Here is an 8,454-nt window from a genome sequence, read left to right on the forward strand (position 1 = left end):
GCGTCGGGCGGGGGTGTCGTCGTTCGGGTTGAGTGGGACGAACGCGCACGTGATCGTGGAGGAGGCGCCGGGGGATGTTGCGGTGGGTTGGGGGGTGGAGCCGCCGACGCACCACTTCGACCACCAGCGGCTGTGGTTGGAGGACGGCCCCGGCACGAGCGATTTCGGTGCTGCCGGGCTGGAACCGCTGAACCATCCGCTGTTGTCGGCCGTGGTGGCGATGCCCGACACCGGCGGGCTGACGCTGACCGGACGGATCTCCGTTGCCGGCCAGCCCTGGCTGGCCGACCATCGGGTGCTCGGCAGGGTGCTGCTGCCCGGCACCGCCTTCGTCGAACTCGTCACCCGAGCCGGCGACCAGGTCGGCTGCTCGTGCCTGGAGGAACTCACCCAGCTGGCACCGCTGGTGGTGGCCGACGGCGCGGCCCTGGCCCTGCGGGTCGTGCTAGGTGCGGCCGACGACACCGGTCGCCGGCCGGTGTCGGTGTACTCCCGTCCGCAGCGGCCCGAAACGTCCGACGGGTGGACCAGGCACGCCACCGGAACCCTCGCCCCGGACGCCCCGCTCACGGCGACCGCACCCGACCAGTGGCCGCCGGCCGGTGCCAGACCGGTCGATCTCGACACCGTGTACGACGACTTCGCCTCCCTGGGGTACGGATTCGGTCCCACGTTCCGGGGACTGCGCGCACTCTGGCGGCGCGACACCGAGGTCTTTGCCGAGGTCGTGCTGCCAGACAGCGCGGACGCCGGGGCGTTCGGGCTGCATCCGGCGCTACTGGACGCCGCCGTGCAGGCCGCAGACTTCCTGGTCGAGGGCGGACCCCGGGCGATCATCCAGACCCGGGTGCCGTTCGCCTGGACCGATGTGGCGGTGCACGCCGCCGGAGCGGGCGCGGTGCGGGTACACGCCCGTGCCCTGCAGCCGGCCGGCGTCGTGGCGCTGGACCTCACTGACCTGGCCGGTCAGCCGGTGGCGGCGGTGGGGGCGCTGACGGCCCGGCCCTTGACGTCGGAGCAACTCACCCACGGCGGCGAGCCACTGTACGACCTGACGTGGCGGGGTTGTGATCCGCCCGCGACCGGTGATGGTGGTCGGCGGGTGGTGCTCGGTGCCGACCATCCTGACCTGGACGCCCTCGCGGCGGCGATCGACGCCGGTGAACCGGCACCGGATCTTGTCGTGCTGACCTGCCGCGCGGCCGACGACGGCGCCGTACCGCAGCGGGTCCGTGCGGTGACCCACCGGACACTCGCCACGGTCCAGCGGTGGCTGACCGACGAGCGCTTCGCAACGGCCAGGCTGGTGGTACTCACCCAGGGGGCCGTTGACCCGGTCACCGACCTGGCCCAGGCGCCGGTGTGGGGCCTGGTCCGGGCCGCGCAGGTGGAAAATCCGGGCCAGCTCGTCCTGGTCGACAGCGACTCGGGTGAGCTGCCGGCCCTGCCGTCCGACGAACCCGAGTTGTTGGTACGCGACGGTGAGCTGCGGGTACCGAGGCTGGTACCGGTCGAGGCGGGCGATGCGGCCGCGGTCTGGCCGAGGCACGGCACGGTCCTGATCACCGGTGGCACCGGAGCCCTCGGCGCGCTGGTCGCACGTCACCTGGTCACCTGGCACGGCGTGCGTCGCCTGCTGCTGACCAGCCGCCGTGGCCGGCAGGCACCCGCAGCGAACCGTCTGGTCACGATGCTCACCGAGCTCGGCGCAGAGGTGTCGGTGGTGGCCTGCGACGTCGCCGACCGCGATGAGTTGGCCGACCTGCTCGCTCAGATTCCGGCCGCGCACCCGTTGACGGCTGTGGTGCACACCGCCGGCGTGCTCGACGACGGGGTCGTCACGGGCCTCACCCCGCACCGGATCGACGCTGTTCTCCGCCCCAAGGCCGATGCCGCGTGGCACCTGCACGAACTCACCGCGGACCGGGACCTAGCGGCGTTCGTGTTGTTCTCCTCGGCCTCGGGCGTGCTGGACGGTGGCGGCCAGGGCAGCTACGCGGCAGCCAACGTGTTCCTCGACGCGCTTGCTCGGCTGCGCCGGTCCCAGGGACTGCCCGCCGTCTCGGTCGCCTGGGGACTGTGGTCGGACGATCACGAACTGGCTAGAAGCGCGATGACCAGCCAACTGGCCGCAGGCGACGTCGAGCGGCTGCGTCGACTCGGCGTCACCGCGATCGTCCCCGCCGACGGGCTCGCACTGCTGGACCGCGCGGTCGCTGCCGACCGACCGGTGGCGGTCGCCGTGCAGTTGGACACCGCCGCCGTACGGGCCCGTCCCGCCGACGTTCCGGTGGTGTTGCGGGATCTGGCCGGTTCGGCCGCCCGGCCGGCCCCGGTCGCCGCAGCCGACGTGTCTCTGCGGCAGCGACTGGCGGCGATGGGCGCCGCCGACCGGGAGCGGACCATGCTCGACCTGGTTCGTTCCCACGTCGTCGCCGTTCTCGGCCGATCCGACCCGCGCACCGTCGACCCGGACAAGGGGTTCCTCGACCTGGGACTGGACTCGTTGGCCGCGCTTGAGCTTCGTAACCGGCTTGCGTCGGCCACGGGGCAACGGCTGCCGGCTACGCTGGTGTTCGACCAGCCGACCGCGAACCTGCTCGCGGCGTACCTGCGCACCGAGTTGTTCGGTGCCGAGCCCGAGCCCGCCTACGGTCCGGACCCGGACGAGGAACGGCTACGGGCGGCCCTGGCGGCGGTCCCGCTCGCCGCGATCCGTCAGGCAGGGATTCTCGACACGCTACTCGCGCTCGCCGGCACCGCGGCCGCGTCGGGCACCGGCGGTCCGGCCGGCAACGGCAACGGCATCGACAACGGCGGTGCACCACACGGCACCAGCCGCGATGCGGCCGAGGGATCCGTGATCGACGCCGCATCGATCCGGGCCATGAATGTGGACGACCTGGTACGCGCCGCACTCGGTCGGGGCGACGCCGGCAACTCGAAGGGCTGAGGCACCGTGGAAGCATCTGTCGCAGAGATCGTCGAGGCTCTCCGCAAGTCTATGCTGGACAACGATCGGCTACGCCGGGAGAACGAGGCGATCACGGCCGCCGCCGCCGAGCCGGTGGCCCTCGTCGGCATGGGCTGCCGCTACCCGGGTGGCATCGGCTCGTCCGCACAGCTGTGGGACCTGGTCGCCGCCGGGCGGGACGCGATCGGCCCGTTCCCCGCCGACCGGGGCTGGGACGTCGATTCGCTGTACCACCCCGAGCCCGGCAAGCCAGGGCGTAGCTACACCCGCTCGGGCGGATTCCTGTACGACGCCGCCGGCTTCGACGCCGACTTCTTCGGCATCAGCCCCCGCGAAGCCACCGCGATGGACCCCCAGCAGCGGCAGTTGCTCGAGGTGTCCTGGGAAGCTCTGGAGAACGCCGGCATCGATCCCCGCTCGTTGCGGGGCGGCCGCACCGGTGTCTTCGCCGGCGTGATGTACCACGACTACGGCACCGGCGGCAGCGACGGGAGCCTCATCAGCGGCCGGATCGCGTACACGCTGGGGTTGGAAGGGCCGGCCGTCACCGTCGACACGGCCTGCTCGTCCTCACTGGTCGCGCTGCACTGGGCAATCCAGTCGGTACGTCGGGGCGAGTGCCCGCTCGCCCTGGTGGGCGGTGTCACTGTGATGGCGACGCCGGAGACGTTCATCGAGTTCAGCCGGCAGCGCGGGCTGGCGCCCGACGGCCGGTGCAAGTCGTTCTCCGATGACGCCGACGGCACCGGATGGGCCGAAGGCGTCGGGGTGTTGGTCGTCGAGCGGCTCTCCGAGGCCCGCCGTAACGGCCACCGGGTCCTCGCAGTGGTGCGTGGCAGCGCGGTCAACTCCGACGGGGCCAGCAGCGCGTTGACCGCGCCGAACGGAAGTGCTCAGCAGCGCGTCATCCACCAGGCGCTGGACAGCGCTGGTCTGTGCCCCGACGACGTCGACGTGGTCGAGGCGCATGGTACCGGCACCACCCTCGGCGACCCGATCGAAGCCCATGCGCTGCTCAGCACGTACGGCCGCGGCCGACAACGGCCGCTGTGGCTCGGCTCTCTGAAGTCGAACATCGGCCACACACAGGCCGCCGCCGGGGTCGGGGGCGTCATCAAGATGGTCGAGTCGATGCGCCACCGGACACTTCCCCGGACCCTGCATGTCGACCGCCCCAGCCGGCAGGTGGACTGGTCTACCGGGCCCGTCCAGCTGCTCACCGAGGCACAGGACTGGCCTTCCGACGATCGGCCGCGCCGTGCGGCGGTCTCCTCCTTCGGTATCAGCGGCACCAACGCCCACGTGGTGATCGAGGAAGGCGACCCGGATCCGGCGCCGGGCGCGGACTGCCCGGCCGACGGACCGGTCCCGGTGCCGCTGTCGGCCCGGTCGGCGCAGGCGGTGCGGGATCTGGCGGCGCGGCTGATCGACCGGTTCGACGCCGTGCCGCAGGAGTCACCGACCGCAGTCGCCGCCACCCTGGCCGCCGCGCGTTCCGCGATGGACCACCGGGCGGCGCTCGTCGTCACCAGCCGTGCCGACCTCGTCGACGGCCTGCGCCGGCTGGCTGGCGGCCGCAGCGGCCCTGGCGTCTGGCAGGGCGAGAACACCGCAGGCGGCATCGCGTTGCTGTTCACCGGACAGGGTTCGCAGCGCCTCGGCGCTGGCCGCGAGCTGTACCAGCGGTACGCGCCGTTCGCCGCCGCCCTGGACGAGATCTGCCGACTGCTCGACCCCCAACTCGACCGGCCGTTGCGCTCCGTCATGTGGGCCGAGCCGGGCAGCGGCGAAGCTACCCTGCTTGACCAGACGGCGTACACCCAGGCAGCGGTCTTCGCCATCGAGGTGAGCCTCTACCGGCTCCTCGCCGCCTGGGGCGTACGGGCGGACTTTGTCTGCGGACACTCGATCGGTGAGATCGCCGCCGCGCAGGTTGCCGGCGTACTGTCGCTGCCTGACGCGTGTCGCCTGGTGGCGGCCCGTGGGCGGCTGATGCAGGCACTGCCTGCCGGCGGGGCGATGGTCGCTGTGTCGGCCGCCGCCGAGCAGGTGGAGCCCCTGCTGGCCGACGGCGCGGCGCTGGCCGCCGTCAACGGGCCGGCGTCGGTGGTGGTCTCCGGGCAGGAGTCCGCCGTACTGGCCACGGCGGCCCGGTGCGAGCGGCTCGGACACCGGACGATCCGGCTGTCGGTGTCGCACGCGTTCCACTCGCCGTTGATGGAGCCGATGCTGCCCGCGTTCGCGCGAACCGCCGACGCGCTCGACTACGCCGAGCCGGACATCGCCCTGGTCTCCACGGCGACCGGAGCGTTGGCCGACGCGTCGGTGCTGGGCAACGCCGGGTACTGGGTACGCCAGGTGCGGGGCACGGTGCGTTTCCGCGACGCCGTCGGGGCACTGATCGAAGCTGGTGCCACCACCTTCATCGAGGTCGGACCCGACGCGGTGCTGGCGCCGCTGGCGATGCGCTGTGTCGAGCCGACCGGGCAGACGTTCGCCGCGACGATGCGCCGAGCACGGCCCGAGGCTGAGGAACTGCTCGGCGCACTCGCCCGATCCTATGTCAACGGATGCCCGGTGGACTGGTCGGCGGTGCTTGGCGCGGACCGGCGCGCAGTGGTGCCGCTGCCCACGTACCCGTTCCAGCATCAGCGTTTCTGGCTGCCACCCCACGACACCACCCCGGCCGACGTCGAGTCGCTCGGATTGACCCCGCTGGCGCACCCGTTGCTGTCGGTCGCGGTACCCGCGCCGGGCGCCGACAGCACCGTCCTGTCCGGACGGCTTTCGTCGACCCGGCAGCCCTGGCTGGTCGACCACGAGGTGCTCGGTGCCCTCCTGGTCCCCGGCAGCGCGTACGTCGAACTGGCCCACCGGGCCGGTGAGCACGTGGGTTGCGGCCTGGTGCGGGAGCTCGCGCTGCAGTCGCCGCTGGTGCTACCCGCCGCCAGTGGTGCCGCGCTGCAGGTGCTTGTGGGGTCGGCGGACCACAGCGGAATCCGGTCGGTGCAGATCTTCTCCCGGCTCGACGGTACCGATGTCTGGACCCGCCACGCCGTCGGCTCGCTCGCCCCGGCGGCTGCCCGGGTCGCGGCCGGTGTCGACCCATCCGAGCCGGTGCCGTCCGTGTCGGAGCGCTCCACGTCGGACCCGTCTGCGCCGGTCCTGGCCGGCGAGACCCGGGCCACCGAACACGACCAACCGGAGTGGCCGCCGCCGGGTGCTACCGCGCTGCCGGTGACCGGGACGTACGACCGGCTCGCTCGCCGGGGCTACCGGTACGGTCCGGCGTTCCGCGGCCTCACCGCCGCCTGGCGACGCGGCGACGAGCTCTTCGCCGAGGTCTCCCTGCCGGAAGCGGCAGTCGTCGCTGGGTACGGCATGCATCCGGCTCTGCTGGACGCCGCGTTGCACGTCGGGCTGTTCGTCGACGACGACCAGGATGTGGCGCTGCTGCCGTTCACCTGGTCGGACTTCCAGCTCGCGGCGGCCGGCGTCCGGGCGGTCCGGGTCCGGCTTACCAGGCTGCGCGGTGACGTCGAGACGAAACTTGTCGTCACCGACACCGACGACCGCCCGGTCGCGTCGGTGCGGTCCATCGTCGCCAGGCCGGTGTCCCGTGACCAGTTGGCGGTGAGACACCCGGCGGTGGGGGACGCGCTGTTCACGGTCGGCTGGCGGCCGGCCGCGGTCGGCCACTGTGCGAAGCCACTGCCTGAGCGGGTGGACGCGATCGGCGTCGACCTTGACCTGGGCGGACACGTGCACCCCGATCTGGACGGTCTGCTGGTTGACGTCGCCGCCGGCGACATGGGCGCCGTGGACGCTGCCGGCGGCGTCCCGGGTGTGGTGGCACCGTCGATCGTGTGCGTACGCGTCGAGACGCTCACCGCGGCGTCGGGTGGCGCGCTGCTGCCACGGCTGCGCTCCAACGTCACCGGGTTGCTCACCGTTCTGCGTCGGTGGTTGACCGAACCCCGGCTGGCCACGACCCGCCTGGTGGTGCTGACCACCGCTGCGGTACCAACCACCACCGGAGAGGGGGTCGGTGATCTGGCTGTCGCTTCGCTGTACGGGCTGTTACGCGCCGCGCAGGCCGAGCACCCCGGGTCGATCCAGTTGATCGACGTGGACGGAGTCGTCGACGGCGCGACGCTGCGCCAGGCCATCGCTACCGACGAGCCGGAACTGGCCGTACGGGGCGGCCGCGTACTGTCCCCCCGACTGGTTCCCACGCCTCCGGCCGCGTCAGCGGACTTCGCCAGCGACGGCACGGTGCTGATCACTGGTGGTACGGGTGGTCTGGGTGGTCTGGTGGCGCGGCATCTGGTGCGGGTGCACGGGGTGCGGCATCTGGTGTTGGTGGGTCGGCGTGGGTCGGGCGCGCCGGGTGTGGGGGAGTTGTGTGCTGAGTTGTCGGGGTTGGGGGCGCGGGTTCGGGTTGTCGGGTGTGATGTGGCGGACCGGGGTGCGGTTGCGGGGGTGTTGGCGGGGATCGATGCTGCTCATCCGTTGACGGCGGTGGTGCACGCTGCCGGTGTCGCCGAAGCCGGCACGCTGGAGACCGTCACCGGTCAACAAATGGAGTCCATGCTCGCGGCAAAGGTCGACGGAGCCTGGCACCTGCACGAGTTGACCCGGGAGTTGCCGCTTGCCGCGTTCGTGCTGTTCTCGTCGGCGGCCGGCACACTGCTGGCCGCTGGTCAGGGCGGCTACGCCACGGCGAACGTCTTCCTGGACGCGCTCGCCGCGCACCGCCGATCCGAGAATCTTCCGGCGGTCAGCCTTGCCTGGGGCCTGTGGGACACCGCCACCGGTATGGGCGCCGCGCTCACCGAGACCGACCGCCGCCGGATGACCCGGCTCGGGCTGCCGGCGCTGCCGGTCGACGACGCACTGGCGTTGGCCGACGCGTCCTTTGCCGCCGACACCGCGCTCGTGCTGCCGGTGCGTGTCGACCAGCGCGCGCTGGCAGCCCGTACTGACCGGGTGCCGGCGCTGTTGCGGGATCTGGCCTCCACCGGTACCGGCACCGACGTCGACCAGCGCTCGCAGCCAGAGCCGTTCACCGACGTCAGCGGTGCCGACCGCGACCGGCGGCTGCTTGACCTGGTGCGCCGTCACGTCGCCACGGTGTTGGGACACGCCGGACCGGAGCAGGTCGCCCCCCGGCGGGCCTTCGCCGAGCTCGGCTTCGACTCGCTGAGTGCACTGGAACTACGTAACCAGCTCGAAGGTGCCACCGGGATCAGGTTGCCGGCGACCCTGGTGTTCGACCACCCGAACAGCCGGTCGGTGGCTAACTTCCTCGGCACCGAACTCGACCATCACGGTGGCGCCGGCCTGGCCGCCCCATCCGGAGTCGCCGGAACGGCGACCGTGGCCCAGGTGGTCGACCCGCAGGACGACCCGATCGCGATCGTGGGGATGGCGTGCCGGTTTCCCGGTGGGGTGGTCTCGCCGGAGGGGTTGTGGGATCT

General features: G+C 72.3%; 2 protein-coding genes. Both read left to right on the plus strand.

All coding sequences use genetic code 11. The features are described 5' to 3' along the window. On the plus strand, window positions 1-2,953 hold a 2,953-nt coding region (locus tag ACFHVL_RS30315; protein ID WP_416631999.1), incomplete at its 5' end, for an SDR family NAD(P)-dependent oxidoreductase. A gap of 6 nt (window positions 2,954-2,959) precedes the next feature. After that, a partial coding sequence (locus tag ACFHVL_RS30320; protein ID WP_416632001.1) for an SDR family NAD(P)-dependent oxidoreductase occupies window positions 2,960-8,454 on the plus strand: 5,495 nt, incomplete at its 3' end.

This window comes from Micromonospora sp. LOL_023 (assembly GCF_048060115.1).
Lineage (GTDB): Bacteria > Actinomycetota > Actinomycetes > Mycobacteriales > Micromonosporaceae > Micromonospora_E.